Source organism: Streptomyces cinereospinus (assembly GCF_042430725.1).
GTDB lineage: Bacteria > Actinomycetota > Actinomycetes > Streptomycetales > Streptomycetaceae > Streptomyces > Streptomyces cinereospinus.
Genome location: NZ_JBHMCY010000071.1, coordinates 12,878 through 28,210, shown reverse-complemented (window position 1 = coordinate 28,210; position 15,333 = coordinate 12,878). Strand labels below are relative to the sequence as shown.

11 protein-coding genes, 2 pseudogenes and 1 riboswitch are annotated in these 15,333 nt (G+C 74.3%); of the genes and pseudogenes, 2 read left to right on the top strand and 11 right to left on the bottom strand.

Annotated features, from left to right (window positions below; translation table 11 throughout):
* Nucleotides 1-114: 114 nt before the first annotated feature.
* The 10 genes from ACFF45_RS28390 to ACFF45_RS28345 all read right to left on the bottom strand — a co-directional run bounded on the left by ACFF45_RS28390 (nucleotide 115) and on the right by ACFF45_RS28345 (nucleotide 13,831).
* Nucleotides 115-831 (bottom strand): transglycosylase family protein, encoded by a 717-nt coding sequence (locus ACFF45_RS28390; protein WP_381349482.1) that lies wholly within the window; start codon nucleotides 829-831, stop codon nucleotides 115-117.
* A 4-nt stretch (nucleotides 832-835) separates the two neighbouring features.
* Nucleotides 836-1,015, bottom strand: a riboswitch (cyclic di-AMP (ydaO/yuaA leader).
* 186 nt (nucleotides 1,016-1,201) lie between these two features.
* The gene (locus ACFF45_RS28385) at nucleotides 1,202-2,374 is read right to left on the bottom strand and encodes a transglycosylase family protein (RefSeq protein WP_381349481.1); all 1,173 of its coding nucleotides are present in this window, start codon (nucleotides 2,372-2,374) and stop codon (nucleotides 1,202-1,204) included.
* A gap of 174 nt (nucleotides 2,375-2,548) precedes the next feature.
* A complete protein-coding gene (locus ACFF45_RS28380) occupies nucleotides 2,549-3,841 on the bottom strand; it encodes a cytochrome P450 family protein (protein WP_381349480.1) in 1,293 nt (430 codons plus the stop codon).
* Nucleotides 3,842-4,064: 223 nt separating this feature from the next.
* The gene (locus tag ACFF45_RS28375; RefSeq protein WP_381349479.1) at nucleotides 4,065-6,008 is read right to left on the bottom strand and encodes a hypothetical protein; all 1,944 of its coding nucleotides are present in this window, start codon (nucleotides 6,006-6,008) and stop codon (nucleotides 4,065-4,067) included.
* A gap of 82 nt (nucleotides 6,009-6,090) precedes the next feature.
* The gene (locus ACFF45_RS28370; RefSeq protein ID WP_381349478.1) at nucleotides 6,091-7,086 is read right to left on the bottom strand and encodes a nucleoside triphosphate pyrophosphohydrolase; all 996 of its coding nucleotides are present in this window, start codon (nucleotides 7,084-7,086) and stop codon (nucleotides 6,091-6,093) included.
* Between the two features lie 216 nt (nucleotides 7,087-7,302).
* Nucleotides 7,303-7,944 (bottom strand): SurA N-terminal domain-containing protein, encoded by a 642-nt coding sequence (locus tag ACFF45_RS28365; protein ID WP_381349476.1) that lies wholly within the window; start codon nucleotides 7,942-7,944, stop codon nucleotides 7,303-7,305.
* Between the two features lie 143 nt (nucleotides 7,945-8,087).
* On the bottom strand, nucleotides 8,088-9,572 hold the full coding sequence (locus ACFF45_RS28360; RefSeq protein ID WP_381349501.1) for a serine/threonine-protein kinase: 1,485 nt from the start codon (nucleotides 9,570-9,572) through the stop codon (nucleotides 8,088-8,090).
* Nucleotides 9,573-9,610: 38 nt separating this feature from the next.
* A complete protein-coding gene (locus ACFF45_RS28355; RefSeq protein ID WP_381349475.1) occupies nucleotides 9,611-10,270 on the bottom strand; it encodes a hypothetical protein in 660 nt (219 codons plus the stop codon).
* A gap of 180 nt (nucleotides 10,271-10,450) precedes the next feature.
* On the bottom strand, nucleotides 10,451-12,628 hold the full coding sequence (locus tag ACFF45_RS28350) for an N-6 DNA methylase (RefSeq protein ID WP_381349500.1): 2,178 nt from the start codon (nucleotides 12,626-12,628) through the stop codon (nucleotides 10,451-10,453).
* 489 nt (nucleotides 12,629-13,117) lie between these two features.
* Entirely contained in the window at nucleotides 13,118-13,831 is a 714-nt protein-coding gene (locus ACFF45_RS28345; RefSeq protein WP_381349474.1) for an HNH endonuclease family protein, read from the bottom strand.
* 194 nt (nucleotides 13,832-14,025) lie between these two features.
* Here ACFF45_RS28345 and ACFF45_RS28340 point away from each other — a divergent pair, with 194 nt between their 5' ends.
* Nucleotides 14,026-14,208, top strand: coding sequence for an antitoxin (locus tag ACFF45_RS28340; protein ID WP_381349472.1), 183 nt, complete (start codon nucleotides 14,026-14,028; stop codon nucleotides 14,206-14,208).
* 170 nt (nucleotides 14,209-14,378) lie between these two features.
* On the opposite strand, the pseudogene ACFF45_RS28335 reads toward ACFF45_RS28340, so the two are convergent.
* A pseudogene (locus ACFF45_RS28335) lies at nucleotides 14,379-15,005 on the bottom strand (SCO6745 family protein); the annotation flags it as partial.
* 2 nt (nucleotides 15,006-15,007) lie between these two features.
* Here ACFF45_RS28335 and ACFF45_RS28330 point away from each other — a divergent pair.
* Nucleotides 15,008-15,328 (top strand): annotated as a pseudogene (locus tag ACFF45_RS28330) (TetR-like C-terminal domain-containing protein); the annotation flags it as partial.
* Between the last annotated feature and the right edge of the window lie 5 nt (nucleotides 15,329-15,333).

Here is a 15,333-nt window from a genome sequence, read left to right as displayed (position 1 = left end):
GATGCCCAACAGTGACACAAAGAAATCCCCGCCCTGGCGCGTACGGGGGAACACGCACCGGGGCGGGGAGCCCGTGGGGACGGGGGGAGCCCGCACGGGAGACTCGGCGGCGGACTACTGCAGGTGCAGCTGCTGGCCCGGGTAGATGAGGTCGGCGTCCTCGACGATGTCCTTGTTCAGCTCGAACAGCTTCTCCCAGCCGCCCTGGACGTCGCGGTCGGCGGCGATGGTGCTGAGGGTGTCGCCCTCGACGACCTCGTACTCGCCGTCACCCTTCTCGACCTTGTCGCCGGCCGGCGTGGTGACCGTCTCCCCGGCGGCCGGGCGGTCCTGCGAGCGGGAGGCCGGCTGCTCCTCGGTCGCCCGCGTGCCGGCGCCGGCGCTCTGCTCGGTGCCCTGCTCGGCGCTCTGCTCCGTGCTCTGCCCGGTGCTCTGGGTGGAGCCGCCGCCATAGGGGGCGTTCGACAGGCCCGTGCCGCAGACCGGCCAGGCACCCTTGCCCTGACCCGCGAGCACCTTCTCGGCGATCTGGATCTGCTGCTCCTTGCCGGCCTGGTCGGCCGTGGCGGCGAACTGCGTGCCGCCGTACGCGGCCCAGGTCGACGCGGAGAACTGCAGACCGCCGTAGTAGCCGTTGCCGGTGTTGATGGCCCAGTTGCCGCCGGACTCGCACTGGGCGACGGCGTCCCACTCGGCGGCGGTGGCGGCGGAGGCGCTGCCGGCGGCCACCAGCGGGGCGGCCACGGCGGCGGCACCGGTGACGCCGACGGCGGCGATGGCGCGGACGGTCCTGGACGGACGACGGTGCTTGCCCTTGCTGGAGAACAGCATGGTTGGATCCCCTCACCGACGCCTGCGAGGTGAGCTGTCGGGTTCGGGCCGGTTGAGTTGCCCGGCCACACCTCCGTGGGAGGCGTGGCTTCACCCCTAGCCGGTTCCGGCGCTGAGTCTCCTCAACCGCCGGGCCCGGCACTTACCTTGGGTCCCCCGCTCCTGCCTACGGCGCTTGACGCGACGACTGTTCCCGGACGGCCGCTGGCAGGATTCGGCGTTGCGGCAACCGGGGCCCGCGTTGGCGAGCGGTCATGACCGTAGACAGGTGATCGGCCGGATATCAAAGACGATCAGCATTTCTGAGACTCATCCCACACTTTCGCCGTATCGGACATTCGGCTCGAAGTGTGACATGAACTCCCGTCACCTAGGGGCGTTTTCCGGACTGGTGTCCGGCTCGTCCCGGTGACTGCCCGGCATCCTGCCCGACGCCGATGTCCAGCGTCTGACCGGGGACGATGAGGTCGGGGTCGGTGCCGAGGGAGTCCTTGTTCCCGGCATAGAGGGCGGACCATCCGCCCTGCACGCCAAGGGAGTCGGCGATGCCCCAGAGGCTGTCGCCCTCCCGGACGGTGTACGCGCCCTCGACGGCCGCACGGGCGGTGGCGCCGTCGCGCGAGGCATGCCGCCCGGCGGACTCGCCGGCACGGCCGCCGGCCAGGTCTTCGTTCGCGCTTCCACCACGGTGCCGGCCGACGCTCAGGGCGCCCGTATCGGTGAGGTTCGAGGTGCTCGGCGTGTTCGACGGCACGTCAGCCGACGGAGAGGACGGGAGGAATGCGCCCGATTCGGAGGATTGGGTGGGTTCGGGCGAGGGGGTGGATCCGTCGCCGGACCCGGCGGAGGAGGAGGGGGTGGGCGAGGCGGATGCACCGCTACCGGCAGACGGGGTCGATGTATCCGCTTCGGCGGACTTGGTGGAGTCTGTGCGGGAATCGCTGGTACTGGATCCCTTGGTCCTCTTGGAGTCCTTCGTGCCCTTGGAGTCCTTGGAGCCCTTGGTGCCGCTTGAGGTGTCGGCGCCGTCGTCGCCGGAATGGGTGCGGCCGGACGAGTGGGACAATCCGAGCGAGTGGGACAGCTCGCTCGAACCGTCGGGTCTGGAGGGCAACGGCGTACTGGACGCGTCACCGGCCACGCCGGTGTCGACCTGGGCCGAGGCGGAGTCCGTGTCGAGCCCCACGAGCGGGCCGCAGGTCGCCCACGCGCCGACGCCCTGGTCCGCGAGGACCTTCTCGGCGACGGCGATCTGCTGCGAACGGCTGGCCAGGTCCGCGCTCGCGGCGTAGGTGAGGCCGCCGTACTTCTCCCAGTCCCGCTGGGAGAGTTGCAGCCCGCCGTAGTAGCCGTTGCCCGTGTCGGCGCTCCAGGAGCCGCCCGTCTCGCACTCCGCGACCCGGTCCCAGGTCGTTCCGTCGGCCGCGCTCGCGCCGGAGGCGCCGAGGAGGGGGATGGCGATGGCGGAGCCGGTCACTCCGGCCGCGACGACAAGAGCGGGTGCCTGGCGGGGGCGACGGTGACGACCGTTCCCGGAGAGCATGCGGGGGCCTTTCACGAGACAGCGGGGACCTGCGCGGCGAGTGGTGCCGGGGCGCCACGCTGATGGGTGAACGTATCGGCAGACGATCACTTGTCACAAGTTCATGCCGCGCAGATCACGTGAAGATCACAGACTTGAGAGCGTGTCACGTTGGTGCCGGTGCCCGGCGTTTGCTCAGGGGGAGGGCGTGAATTCCACCGGCAGGGTCCGCAGTCCTCGCATGATGAGCCCGCCGCGCCAGCGCAGTTCGTCCGGATCCACCGCGAGTCGCAGGTCCGGGAGGCGGGTGAGGAGGCCGGCGAGCGCGGTCCGGCCCTCCAGCCGGGCCAGGGGCGCGCCGAGGCAGTAGTGGATGCCGTGGCCGTAGCCGAGATGCTGGTTGTCGCGGCGGGCCAGGTCGAGGGTGTCCGGGTCCGCGAACCGCTCCGGGTCCCGGTCGGCGGCGGCGAGGACGACGAGCACGGGGTCGCCGGGTGCGATGTCCTGGCCGCCGATGGTGAGCGGCCGCGTGGCGAACCGCCAGGTGGCGAGCTCCACGGGGCCGTCGTAGCGCAGCAGTTCCTCGACGCCGGTGGCGAGGAGGGCGCGGTCGCCCCGGGCGAGGGACCGTTGCAGGCGGGTGCGCTGCCCGGGGTGGGTGAGCAGCGCGTACATGCCGTTGCCGATGAGGTTCACGGTGGTCTCGAACCCGGCGAACAGCAGGATGAACGCCATCGCCGCGGCCTCGTTCTCGGTGAGGTGCTCACCGTGGTCGGAGGCGCGGATGAGGCCGGAGATCAGGTCCTCGCCGGGGACGGGTTCGGCGGGCAGGGACTCGCGCTTGCGGTGGATCAGCTCCGAGAGGTAGCCGCGCATCTTCTTCACCGAGCGCGCGACACCGCCCCGGGGGCCCTTGCCGTGCCGGATCATCATGCCCGCCCAGTCCCGGAAGTCGTCCTGGTCCTCGCGCGGGACGCCGAGCAGGTCGCAGATGGCGTGGATGGGCAGCGGGAAGGCGAACTCGTGGATGAGGTCGGCGGAGCCCTCGCGGGCGAACCGGTCGATGAGGCCGTCGGTGAGCTCCTGCACGCGGGGGGCGAACTCGGCGACGCGGCGCGGGGTGAAGGCCTTGGAGACCAGCCGCCGCAGCCGGGTGTGGTCCGGCGGGTCGATGTTGAGCAGATGCGTCATCAACTCGGCCTTGCGCTCACCGGGGATCCCCGTCCTGCCCCTGGCGTGCGGGGGCTCGTCGTGGTGCGCGGGGTTCTTCGACAGCCGCTGGTCGGCGAGGGCCTGCTTGGCGTCCGCGTACCGGGTGACCAGCCAGGCCTCCACCCCGCTGGGCAGCCGCGTCCTGTGCACGGGCGCGTGCTCGCGCAGCCAGGCGTAGGCGGGGTACGGGTCGGTCGCGAACTCCCAGGTGAAGAGTTCGGGTGCCGCCGAAGCGGGGGCGGGCGCGGGGGCGTCGGGATGGTGCTGGTCGGTCACTCCTCGACGGTAGCCGCCGGGGCGACGGGAGCGTCGGGCGCGGGCCGCCCCGCCGTGCCCGCCCTCATCGGCCGGCGGTTCGCCCGCACCGCCGGCTCCCGCACCGCCTGACGCCCGCACCGCCTGACGCCCGCACCCCTTGACGCCCACACCGCCTGACGCCCACACCGCCGACGGCCGCACCGGCCCCGGGCCTCGCCCCGGCCCTGGTCACCGGCCCTGGTCACCGAAGGTCCTCCAGGATGCCGTGCCAGACCGGGGTGTGGTCCGTGTCGGTGGGGGTGCGGGGGCTCTCCGGGTCGGAGTGCGCCACCGCCGCCGCCCGGTCCGCCCCGCCGCTCCCCGGCGGTGACGGCCGCGCCGGCTGCGCGGCCTCGGGATCTCCGGCTTCGGCTCCGGCGCGCAGCCACCGTCGTGCACGGTTCAGCAGCAGTCTCCCCAGCAGCGTCGCCGCCGCCTCGTCCCCCGCTTCGGCGGCGGTCTCCAGGAAGGGCTCGGCCTCTCTGGTGCGGCCGCGCTCGGCGAGCCGTCGCCCGAGCCGCCCGGCGGACTCCGCCTGCCCCGCCTCGGCGGCCCTGCGCAGCCACGCCTCGGCCTCGTCCTGCGCGCCGAGGCCCTCGGCGACCAACGCGAGGTGGTGCATGGCGCTGCTGTCACCCGCTTCCGCGGCGGGCCGGAACGCCTGCCACGCGCGCGCGGCGACCGTCTCGAAGTCGTACGCCGCGTCCGCGTCCGCGGCCGCCAGCGCGCACCGCCACACCGCGCGGGCCACGGGCGGGAAGTCCTCGTCCTGGGCGGCGGTGTCCACGAGATACGCCGCGGGCTCCCACATCCGCGCACCGCCGCGCCGCAGCATCCGCAGCACGCCGTGACGCTTCTCCGCCGCCCACGCCAGCGCCTCGTCCACCGGCTCCCGCTCCATGCCGGTGACGGCCTGGTACCCCTCGTGCACCCGCAGGAGCAGATCTTGGGGCAGCGGGCCGCGCAGCCCGCACCGCGCCAGGTCGACGGCGGCCCGCACCAGCGCGTACCCGCGCGGATGGCGATCGGGCCGCCGGGCCCGCTGCCACTCCCGCCACACCAGTGGCCCGACCGCGAGGTAGGCCGCGACGCCCTCCGCGCCGCTGTGGCGAGCGGCCTCCGCGAGGCGCGGGTCCCCCGCCTCCTCCGCCCGCCGCCGCTCGTCCCCACTCCACTCGCGGGGCAACTCGACCACCTGCGCCACGTCCAGGACCCGCCCACCGGGGCCGTCCCGGCACGCGTCGTAGGCGCTCTCGCGCAGCGTGGCGACCACGACCGCCCGCTGCCCGAACAACTGGGCCAGCAGCCGCGGCTCCAGGCCTCCGTGACCGAGATGGGCGTCGAGATCGTCGAGCCAGAGCAGGCAGGGCTCGGGGTGGTCGCGCAGTGCGGCGGGCAGCGTCCGCAGATCCTCGCCCTGCGCGGGCACGAACACCCGCACATAGGGCAGGGCGTCGACCACCGCCTCCAGCGCCGTCCGGGTCTTCCCGGCGAACGGCTCGCCGAGGACGACCACCAGCCCGCCTTTCGGGACGGCCTGCGCGAGGGCCGACCTCACCCTGCCGTCCGCGTCCCGGCGGACATACGGGGGCAGCACCGGCAGCCCTTCCGCCCGGCGGGTCGGACGTACGCCGTGCGCGAGTGGCTCCAGGTCCACCGCCGGCGGCCAGTCGGTCGGCCGCGGGCGCCCGGAGCCCGGCGGGTCCCCGTACAGGTGCCGTACGTGCTGGACGCCGACGACCGGACCGTGGAACGTGCTGCCGCCGAAGTCGAGGTGGTCGGCGCAGGCGGCGTGCGGTGCGGGCGGGCCGGCCGGGGAGGACGGGGTGGGCGGGAGGTCGAGCGCGGTCCTGCGGTGCAGCACCAACTCGACGAGGCTGACGAGTTGGTCGGCCGCCTCCCCGGCCGGCCGCTGTCTGAGACCGGTGCGCAGACGTCCTCGCCACAGCGGTTCAAGGAAGAGGGCGGCGGTGGCGGGGGTCGCGTCGCCGTCGAAGGCGAGCAGGCTCTCGGCGTAGTCGGGCAGCTGACGGCGCTGGAACCAGTGCACGAACCAGGCCCGGTCCTCCGCCCGGTCCGGTGCCGCCAAGCACTCCACGAGTAACTTGGCGGCCTGGGCGGCCAGCAGTTCCGTATCCCGCGCCACGCCCGCCCCCCACGTCGTACGTCTGCCTGTGTCCCAACCGTACTGAGCGCGGCGCCCGTTGACACACCGACGGGGCTGCCGCCTACGCCGTGGGGTCCGCCTCCCTCGCCCTGATCGCGTCCCGGTAGGCCCGGGCCGCTCCGCGCAGTGCCGCCTCCGGGTCGACGCCCTCCGCCTCGGCGCGTATCGCCAGCGTCAGCAGCTCGTGACCGATGTCCTCGCCGGCCGGGAGCGGCACGTCCAGGCCGGCCGTGCGCACCCGGGACGCCAGCTTCGCCGCGAGGGCCAGGCCCGGCTGGTGCAGCGGGACGCCCTCGGTCACCGAGGTCCGCTGCTTCTCCTGGGCCTTGGTGCGCAGCCAGTGCTCCTTGACCTCCTCGGGGGTGGAGGCGGTCTCCTCGCCGAAGACGTGCGGGTGGCGGTGGATGAGCTTGGCGACGATGGTGGCCGCGACGTCGTCCACGGAGAAGGGGGCGTCCGGGTCCTCCTCGGCTATCCGGGCGTGGAAGACGACCTGGAGCAGGACGTCGCCCAGCTCCTCGCGGAGTTCGTCGCGGTCGCCGTCCTCGATCGCCTCGACCAGCTCGTACGCCTCCTCGATGCCGTACTTCGCCAGGCCCTGGTGGGTCTGCCGGGACGACCAGGGGCACTCCTCGCGGATGCGGTCCATCACCTGCACGAGGTCGAGGAGGCGGGCGCCGGGCAGGTCGTAGGAGGCGGGGAGCAGCTCCAGCTCCGGCATCCGCAGCCGTCCGCCGCCGGCCAGCCGTGCCAGGCCGTCGGTCAGGGCCGGTTCGCCCTCGCCGGTGGCGACGACGACCACGGTCCGTCCGTCCGCGCACGCCTCGACCAGTTCCTCGGCGGCCGGCAAGGCCTCCTCCACCGGTATCCCCGCCTCCCGCAGGTACGGCAGCTGCGGGTGCGTCCCGTCCGCGCACAGCACCCGGTCGGCGGCGTGCAGCGCCTGCCACGCGGGCCAGGAGAGCAGGCCGGGGGCGACGCGGTGGCTGGTGGTGAGCAGGACGATGCGTCCGGGGCCGGGGTTGCTGATGGCGTTCACGATCCGAACGTAACCCACGCCGCCGACAAGCCCGCGAGTTGTCCACAGGCGGCGTTGTGATCGTCAGATGATCGGGACACGCTCAGTGCGCTGCCCGCCGCGCCTGCGCTACGCCGTCCGCTTCCCGCCCCGCGCCGTCCGCTTCCCGCCCCGCGCCGTCCGCTTCCCGCCCCGCGCCGCCCGCTTCCCGCGTCAGGCCGCCCGCTTCCCGCGTCAGGCCGCCCGCTTCCCGCGTCAGGCCGTCTGCTGTCCCTGCGCCGTGACGTCCCGCACCCACGGCGTCTTCGCGTCCATCCGGCTGCTGCGCTGGACGTCCCAGCTGCCGTACCGGGGGTTGAGGTCGACGTCCAGCTTCTGCGAGGCGTCCGACAGCGCCTTCCAGAAGGCCGGCCGGCTGGTGTCGGTGTTGAGCTCGGCGGCGAGCTTCTGGGCCTCCAGCTGGAGGCGGAGGTTCTCCTCCAGGCGCCGGGGAGCCACTCCGTACTGCTGCAGCCAGGTCGTCTCCAGCGCCTGCGCGCCGCCGACCTGCTGCTCCAGCCCGTCCCGCATCTGCTGCACCTCCCTGCGGCTGACGGTGACGCCCGCGTCCTGGGCGGCGCGGTGCAGCACCCGGTCCAGGACCATGCCGTGCAGGGTGTCGCGGGTCAGGCCGCCGCTCTCGGCGATCATCTGCGCGTACTGCGCCTCGTCGCCCACCGCCGCCCGCTGCGCCTCGCGCACCTCGTTGACCCGGTTCTCCAGCTGCGCCACGGTGATCCGCTGACCGCCGACGACGGCCGCCGCGCCCGGATGCGCGTCGCTTCCGCACGCGGTGAGGACGGGGGCCGCGGCGATCGCGGCGGACAGGAGGAGCGCGGTGCGGCGGCGGCGGTGCAAGGGAACCTCCCGAGGAGATTGTGCGACGGGGCACAAAGTCTTGCGGTGATCGATGGTAGGCAGCAGTCCGGCTTTGGCCAACCCATTCGACCAACGATTCACCAGGACTTCGGGCACCGCCGCGCCGCCCGGCCGCCAGAGGACTATCCGCGCACCTGTCCCAGCCACTGCAGGGTCCGCCGCACCTCCACCGCCAGCGGATGCCCCGGCCCGTTCAGCCGTTCGACATCGTGCAGCAGGCGCACCAGCGTGTCGTGCGCGGCGGCCCGGTCGCCGAGGGCGAGCAGCAGATGCCCCATGCGGCGGCGGACGTCGTGGGCGAGCTCGGGGTCGCCGGAGACGTACTGGTTCTCGTAGTACGGCAGCAGCGCCCGGTACGCGGCGAGCGCCGCCGCCGGTTCGCCGAGCTGTTCGAGGCACTGGGCGGCCTCGTAGCGGAACCGCAGCGACTGCGGGTCGGCCTGCCCGGCCTCGGCGGCGCGTTCGTCCGCGAGGCGGCGCAGCTCGGGCAGCGCGCGCCGGTACTGGCCGTCGTCCATGAGCGTGGCGGCGTACTGCTTGCGCAGCGTGCGGACCACCGGTGAGTGCTCGCCGTGCTGCTCGGCCGCGGCCGGCAGGATCGCGCCGAGGATGTCGACGGCCTGGGTGATCCGGCCCTCGCCGAGGAGGCGCTTGACCTCATCGACGGCGCCGGCGACGTCCGGTTTCCCGGCGGCCGGCGCGACGGGGGCGGGCTGGGGCGCGGGCGTGCGCGCGCGGTCCGGCCACGGGGCGTGCGGGCGCAGGAAGGGCCGCGTGGGGTCGAGGGGGGCGCCTGTGGGGGTGCCGCGCGCGGGCAGCAGCAGCGCCAGATCCTCGTACACCTCCTGCGCGGAGCCCGGCCGGTGCTGGGGGTCCTTGGCGAGCAGCCGCAGCACCAGCGCTTCCAGCGGCCCGGGGACCTCGGGGCGGATCCGGCGCACCGGCAGCGGGGGCTCGTACAGGTGCCGGTGCAGCACCCCGAGCGCCGTGGAGCCCGCGAACGGGACCTCACCGCTGAGGAGTTCGTGCAGCAGTACGCCGAGCGCGTACAGGTCCGTGTACGGGCCGACCGCGCCGCCCATGGCCTGCTCGGGCGCCATGTACGCGGGCGAGCCGATCGGCGAACCGGTGTGCGTCAGGCGCGTGGTGTCGGTGTCCATGACCGAGGCGACGCCCAGGTCGAGGACCGTGACCGTGCCGTCCTGCTTCACCATCACGTTGCGCGGCTTCAGGTCGCGGTGCACGATCGGCACGGCGTGCACCGCGCTCAGCACGGCGCACAGTTGCGCGGCGACGGCGACCGCCCACTGCCACGGGTACGGCTCGTGCTCCGCGAGGTGGTCGGAGAGGTCGGCGCCGTCGACGTACTGCATGACGAGGAACAGCTCCTCGCCCTCGCTGCCCGCGTCGTGCACGGTGACCAGCCCCGGGTGGTCGACCTGCGCGGTCACCCGGCATTCGCGCACGAAGCGCCGGCGCAGCTCGTCGGCCTCCTGCCCGGCCACCTTGTCGGGCCGCAGCAGCTTCACCGCCACCCGCCGGTCCAGCCGCCGGTCGTACGCCGTCCAGACCTGGCCCATGCCGCCTTGGCCGATGAGCGTGGCCAGTTCGTAGCGGCCGGCGACGACACGTCCTGTCGTCACGGTCACCTTCCGCCCTCGTGCTCGCCGTCCCGCTGACCGCCCTGTTTGCGCAGGTAGTCACTGAGCTCGTCCAGTTCGGCCCGCACCTGGTCGATGCGCGCGGGCGCCGGGCGCCGCGGCGGCGGGGGCTGCGGGTGCGGCTCGGCCCGGGACGGGGGTGGGCTCTGCGGCTGGGGCGGGGGTGGGGCCAGGGGAGTGTGCGTGCCGCCGTGCGGGGTGCCCGGCGGCCGGGGCCGGGTGGTCTCGGCGGTGTACGGCGCGGGTGGCCGCGGGTAGCCGTACGCCGTGGCCGGCCGGGGTGCGTGGCCGCCGCCGAAGCGGATCTGGTGGAAGTGGCGCACCTCCGCCGCCAGGTAGTACGCGATCGTCGCCACCAGCGTGCCCAGCAGCAGGGCGAGGCCCGTCCAGCCGCCCGCGGTGTGGATCTCCTCGCCCGGTTCGGTGCCGAGCAGGACCACGGCGAGGATGTCGATCGCCAGCACGGCCACGAACAGGCCCCAGTCCAGCGACCGGCGCGTGACGATGGCCAGGCGCAGCAGCATCGTCCAGGTCAGGAAGCCGAGGCTGAGCAGGGAGATGACGACGAACAGCACACGCACGAGCACCAGCCACGCCGTCGGGGGCGGCTGCTTCACCGGCTGCGGGTAGCCGTGGCCATGCATGACTGCTCCTGGTGCCTGAAGTGCGTGTACGGAGTCGACCGGCGCCGGGCGGCGCCAGTCGTGTGATGGTCGCTTCGAGCGTATAGGTCGACACCGACAAGCGGTCCCGGGTTGTACCGAACCGTTGTCACACTGATCACTTCCCACGGCTCGTACGGCGAGGACCGGCCGGGCCCGGGATCAATCGGGGGCGACCGTGCCGTCCGTCAGGCCGTCGTACATCCCGCGCACGAGGTGCTCCCCGAGCCGGTTCGCGTGCCTGAGCGTCCGCTCGAACTCGTCCAGCGCGCGGAACCGGGCACCGTAGCGCCGCTGTTCGCCGAGTGCCAGCCGGGGCAGCCGCAGGCGGCGCACGTCGAGCCGGGTGGCGGTGGAGGCGTAACTGCTGGCCTGGCGGTTGTTGGCGGTGCCGCGCAGGAACCCGGCGAGGAACCACGGATCGAGCGCCGCCGGGTCGGGCCGCAGCAGGACCAGATGGCGGCCCAGGGCGGCGCCCGCGGTCGTCCCGTCGATGACACGGGCCACCGCGCCGCCGCCGAGCACCGGCACGACGACGTCCCCCTCCGCCGTCAGCACGGCCTCCTCGCCGCTCGCGGGAAGGGTGCCGGAGGGCGCGGTTCCGGCGCGCACGTCGTGGTCGGTGAGCACGGCCACGCGCGCGTGGCCGCCGCTGCCGCCGGTACGCAGCACCAGCGCGCCCCCGCGCACGAGTTCGCCGACGGTGGTGAGCGGCCACCGCGCGGGCGGCGCGGTGCGCACGGGCGGCGCGGTGAGGTCGGAGGTCAGCCGGAGCGTCTCACCGAGGCGCTCGCGCACCGCCGCGAGCTGTTCGGCCCCGTCGGCCGCGGTGGGCGGCGGCAGGTGCCGGGCGGGCGCGAGGTCGACGTCGTCGTCGAGGAGTTCGATGACCGGCACGGCACGCGCCAGCCCCGGCCGCTCCGTGAACGCGCCCGCCCGGTCGAAGTCCCGCCAGGCGCCGAGGACGGCGTCCCGCACGGCCGGCCAGTCCGGCCCGCCGCGCCCCTCGGCGGCGAACTGCCCCACATCGGCCAGCAGCACCTCCGGCTGCGCGGGTGCCTTGTCCGGCCTGCGCAGCACCCACAGGTGCAGCGGGATGTTGTACGGCGGCGCCGCCCCCACCGGCAGCGCGACGACGGCCCGCAGCGCTCCGCGCCGCAGCAGGTCGGCGCGGATACGGCGGCCGGAACGGCGGGACGCGGCCGCGGGCGGCATGAGCAGCACGGCGGTGCCGCCGTCCGTCAGCCGGGCGAGCGCGTGCTGCACCCAGGCCAGCTCGGACTCGGTGCGCGCGGGGAAGCCGTACTCCCACCGGGGGTCGTACGCCAGTTCGTCATGCCCCCAGTCGCGCTCGTTGAACGGCGGATGGCACAGGACGGCGTCGGCGCGCACCTGGGGGTGGGCGTCGGCCCGCAGGGTGTCGCCGACGGCGCCGTGGACGGTCGCCGCGCGGTGCAGCGCGAGCCGGAGCACGGTGAGCGCGGCGAGCTCGGGGGCGCTGTCCTGGGCGTACAGCTCCTGGCCGGGGGTGGTGGCGGTGGCGCGCAGCAGGGCACCGGTGCCGCAGGCGGGGTCCAGGACGGTGCGGGCGGGGCCGGCCAGGTCCGCCATGAGGCGGGCGAGGTCGGTGGGGGTGAGCGGGTACTGGCGGGGGTTGGCGTCCAGGTGCCTGCCGAGCAGGAAGTCGAAGGCCTGCCGGGCGCCGAGCTCGGCGGCGAGTTCGGCGGTGCCGCGGAGGAGGGGGGCGGAGGGGAGGAGCGCGGGGCCGGTGGGGACGTCGAGAGCGGGGGTGGTGGGGGTGGGATTCGTGAGGGGGGTGGGGCCGGTGGGGATGTGGAGGACGGGAGTGGGCACGCCGAACGCGCTGTGAACTGCCAACGCGGCGTTCACAACAGTGCCTTCGTTCGCACCGGGCGACTCCCCGGCGCGGTCATGAACCCGCCGCCCGCCGAACCGAGGGACGATCACCTGCTCCAGCGCCGCGGGCAGCATCGCCGCCAGTCGCTCGTCGGAACCCGCGCTCACCTCCAGCCACACCATGGGCCGGTCGTGGATGAGCAGCAGGGCACAGCCGGCGTGCGTGAGTGCGGCCACCGGGCCCCGGGGGTGCCCGGCGAGCTGCTGCCAGACCCGTTCCCGCAGGGAGACTTCCGCGAGTTTGCCCTGGCGGCGCAGCCAGCTCTCGACCTCGGCGAGGGCGAAGGAGGGGCTCGTCCCGGTACCGCCGACCGGCCTGGGGAAGTCGGCGTGGCGACGGCGCCAGTTGCTCACCGCGGCCCGGCCGACACCGGCCAGCCGGGCGATGCCGGCGGCGGTCACCTCTGTCACGTCGTCCTGCACCCGCCTGGCTCCCCTCGTCCGATGTGTGCCGAGCATATCGGCGCATTCCTCGATCCGGGCGTACACGCCGTGTACTACTGGATATCCGTGGATTGCATTGACTCGGTTCACAAGCTCCGCTGACCGTGTCGGGGCGGGCTCCGGGGCGCAGGTCGGAGACGCCCACGCGAGCATCTCGTCCCAGCCCCGGGCGGGCAGTTCGCCCCGGCCTTCGACGGCGAGCGCGAAGGGGACGCCGTGCGCGTGGGCGACGGCCTCGCCCCGCTCGTCCTGGGCGGACTGCGGCAGTTCGGCGGCGATGCGCGGGTCATGGGCGTGGCCGACCAGGTCGTTGACGGCGGACTCCGGCCGGCTGCCGGCCGTGCCGAGTACTCGGCCGACCATGGCGGGACGCTCGGCGCGGCTCGCTGTCTTCAGCTCCGTGGGGCAACGCCAGGCGTGGCATCAGGCTCGACGTGACGCGTGTTCCGTCGGCCGGTCCGGACGGCGTCAGTCCGCGTGGAAGCGCGGTGGAGCCTGGGTGGGGTTGCCGCCCGTCGGCAGGCGCTGGCCCGGGCAGTCGGTGAGGACCCGCGTCATCGCCGACTTCTCGGCGGAGGTCACCCACAGCCCGTACTTCTTCTTCACGGCGACCTGCGCGGCGACGTAGGTGCAGCGGTACGAGCGGTTGGGCGGCAGCCAGGTCGCCGTGTCGCCGTCGCCCTTGGCGCGGTTGGTGCCGGCGTCGACGGCGACGAGGTTGAGGGGGTCGTTGGCGAAGGCTATGCGCTTGCCGGGGTCCCACTGCTGGGCGCCTTTCTGCCAGGCGTCGGAGAGGGCGACCACATGGTCGATGTCCACCTGGCTGCGGCCGCGTACGAAGGTGACGTCCTTGCCGGTGTACGGGTCGGGGTCCAGGGTCCCCGAGGTCACCGTGCAGCCACCGCCACTGAACTCCACGTCGGCGAGGTCGCGTTGGAGTATGTCGTCGCGGGTGCCGCAGCTGTTGGAGTCGGTGTCCGCCCACGGTGAGCCGAACCGGTCCCGGTCGTATCCCGTCCTGGGCGCGCGTCCCTTCACGGGCAGCGCTTCCGCGGCCACCAGGGCCGCGGCGCCATCGGCCGTGCCCTGGGGCCCGCCGGTGCCGGTGGTCTGCTCGGTGCAGCCGGCCACGGCGACCAGCGCCACCGCGGCGGCGGCCGCCGCCCCGCCCTTCAGACGCATCGGTGCGCCCCTCCCCCTGCTGTCCGCCCTGCTCTTCACCCTGGTTGCCGACACGTCTTCTGCCCCCGCGCGGCCGGACCGTGCCTGGTGACACGGTAGCGGCCGGGGGGTCCGGACCGTGGGGGCACTCATCCGGCACACCACACATCTCCGGCGTATCGTCGGTTCTGAGTCACCTCCGGAAGGAGCTCTGGATGGGCATCTTCGACAGGTTCAGGAACAAGGCGGCACAGGACAAGGCCCGGGAAATGTCCGACGCCGCGGAGAAGAAGGCCAACGAGAAGACGGGCAACAAGTACGGGGACCAGGTCGACACCGCCCAGCAGCACATCGAGGGCAGGCTCGGCACGGACCGCGACCGGCCCGACCGGCCGTAGGCCGGAGATCCACGGAGGATGCCCGGCCGCTCGTGCGGGGCGACGCCCCGGCGGCGGCCCGCCGAGCCACCTCGCAAGAGGGGCCGCCCGGAGCCACCTCGCAGGAAGGGCCGCCCGCGGAGCCCACCACCCGCGGGCGGCTTCCTCTGTACGGGCGCGGGTGGTTCGTCTCAGATCTTGCCGATGCCCAGTGCCGTCTCGGAGGGCAGCAGGCCGGAACCGATGACCGTGACCCAGTAGTCGCCGAGCAGTTCCGTCAGACGGGCGGTGGCCTCGGGGCCCAGGGCGTCCCACGGGGCGGCCGCCAGCCGGTCGGTGTGGTGCTCGACCTGCCGGCGCAGGGCCCGGCCGGCCTCGGTGGCCGTGCCGTCCTCGTGCGTCAGCCCCCTCGCCGTCAGGCGGTCGCGCGCCGCCGTCCACTCGCCGGGGCTCCAGCCACGGCTCGCGAAACGCTCGACGGAGGCGGCGCCTGTCGCGGCGAAGGACACGCGAGCCTCTGCCGGACCGAGGCCGGCGACCAGCAGGGCGGCGAGGTGGCCGTCACCTCGGTGTTCCCGCAGCGTCGTCGCCGCGTGCCACAGTTGCAGGTGCGGGGCGTCCGGCCAGGGCAGCGCGGCGTTGGCGGCGGCGAGCGGGCGGCCCGCCGTGTCCGCCGCCTCGGCCGCACGCCGGGCGAGAGCGGCGGCCTCCGCCAGACCGGGGCTGTCCACACGGTCACCGAACAGCGTCCGGTACGCCCGGTCGACCGCCCGCTCCCGCGCCGCCAGCACCGACTCGGGGCTCGCGACCGTCCAGGCGCACGGGTGTGCGCTACGTCCGCTTCGCCCGCGAGCACCCCGCGCACTTCCAGGTGATGTTCACCCCCGGCCTGCTCCGCGCGGACGATCTGGAACTCACCACCGCACGCGCCCTCGCCGGTGACGCCCTGCGCGGAGCCGTCGCCGCCGTGTCCCCCGAGCAGCGCGGCACGGACGCCCGCCTCGCCGGAATCGCCGCCTGGTCCCTGGCCCACGGCTTCGCCGCACTGCTCCTCGGCCACCACCTCGACGACCCGGTCGGCGGACGGGACCCCGAGGAGGTCTTCCGGACGCCGGCGACGATGCTGTTCCGCTCCGCCTGAGAGGG

Bases quoted from the DNA above. Each gene is read 5' to 3' on its own strand.
- ACFF45_RS28390 (WP_381349482.1), bottom strand. From the start codon at position 831: ATGCTGTTCTCCAGCAAGGGCAAGCACCGTCGTCCGTCCAGGACCGTC.
- ACFF45_RS28385 (WP_381349481.1), bottom strand. From the start codon at position 2,374: ATGCTCTCCGGGAACGGTCGTCACCGTCGCCCCCGCCAGGCACCCGCT.
- ACFF45_RS28355 (WP_381349475.1), bottom strand. From the start codon at position 10,270: ATGCATGGCCACGGCTACCCGCAGCCGGTGAAGCAGCCGCCCCCGACG.
- ACFF45_RS28345 (WP_381349474.1), bottom strand. From the start codon at position 13,831: ATGCGTCTGAAGGGCGGGGCGGCGGCCGCCGCCGCGGTGGCGCTGGTC.
- ACFF45_RS28340 (WP_381349472.1), top strand. From the start codon at position 14,026: ATGGGCATCTTCGACAGGTTCAGGAACAAGGCGGCACAGGACAAGGCC.